This window comes from Microbacterium sp. Kw_RZR3 (genome assembly GCF_029222405.1).
Classification (GTDB): domain Bacteria; phylum Actinomycetota; class Actinomycetes; order Actinomycetales; family Microbacteriaceae; genus Microbacterium.
In genome coordinates, this window is sequence record NZ_JARHXC010000319.1 from 1 (window position 1) to 1,364 (window position 1,364).

General features: G+C 69.6%; 1 protein-coding gene. It reads right to left on the minus strand.

Annotated features, from left to right (window positions below):
* Nucleotides 1-15: 15 nt before the first annotated feature.
* Complete coding sequence (locus P2P98_RS17630; RefSeq protein WP_058597442.1) at nt 16-1,338, minus strand: DUF4032 domain-containing protein; 1,323 nt, start codon at nt 1,336-1,338, stop codon at nt 16-18.
* Between the last annotated feature and the right edge of the window lie 26 nt (nt 1,339-1,364).

The window sequence follows — 1,364 nt, forward strand, 5'->3', positions numbered from 1 at the left end:
TGAGGAGCGGTGGCGTCAGACCAGGTCGCGCCAGTCCACGACGTCGGTGTCGGTCGTCGGCACCTCGCCCGTCGCGGGGGCATCGGCGTCGGACACCGTCGGCAGCGACATCGTGTCGGTCGGCGGGCCCATGACGGTGGCCTCGTCGCGGCGGTGGCGCAGGACGTCGTCGATGTACGACGACACGACCTCGGCGAGCGGCACGGACCGGCCGCGCGCCTGCGACATGTACCAGCGGTGCTCGAGAACCTGGTGGAAGACCTCGGCGGGCTCGAGCTTGGCGCGCAGGTCGAACGGGATCGCCATGACGATCGGCTCGAAGACGCGCGTGAGCCACTCGTGGGCGACCATCTCTTCGTCCGAACCCAGCCGTGACACGCGGGCGCGGAACTCGTCGAGGTCGTTCAGCAGGCGCCGAGCCTGGTTCTCCTCGACGTCGAGTCCGGTGAGGCGGAGCAGGCGTCGCTGGTGGTGACCGGCGTCGACGACCTTCGGCTGGATGGACACGCGCGTGCCGTCAGGCGTCGTGCTCATCGACATCTCGCCGATGTCGAAGCCGAGGGCGTTCAGACGGTGCACGCGCTCGGTGATGCGCCATGACTCGTCGACGGCGAAGGACTCTTTGTCGGTCAGGGCGCCCCACAGCGAGTGGTACGACGAGACGAGACCGTCGGCGATGGCGACGGCATCCAGTCCGCCCTCCAGACGACCGCCCGCTTCGAGATCCATGATCTCGCCGGCGATGTTCGTCCGCGCGATGTCGAGGTCGTGCGCGCGCTGTCCCGGGCTCAAGCGGTTGCCGTGGAGCTCGCCGGTCTCGGCGTCGACGAGGTAGGCGGCGAACTCGCCGGCGTCGCGGCGGAAGAGGGTGTTCGACAGCGACACGTCACCCCAGTAGAACCCGACGTTGTGCAGACGCACCAGGAGGACGGCCAGGGCGTCGACGAGGCGCGTCGCCGTGTGGGGGCGCAGCACCTGCGTGAACAGGGCGCGGTAGGGGAGCGAGAAGCGCAGGTGCGCGGTGACGAGCGCCGCGGGAAGAGGACGACCCGAGGCGTCGGTGCGTCCCGCGATGACCGCGATCCGATCGACGCACGGGGCGTCGAGGCGGTCGAGGTTGCCGAGCATGTCGTACTCGCGGCGTGCCATCTCTTCGGTGGTCTCCTTGATCGCGACCACGCGTCCGGACAGATTCGCGAAACGCACGAGGTGGCGGGAGATGCCCTTGGGGAGCGCGACGATGTGGTTGCTCGGCCAGTCGGCGAGACCGGTCGACCAGGGGAGCTGCAGCAGCCCCGGGTCGACGGCGCTGGCGGTGATGCGGAGGGATTCGGACACGGTGTCTCCGGGGAAAACAGGTGCGG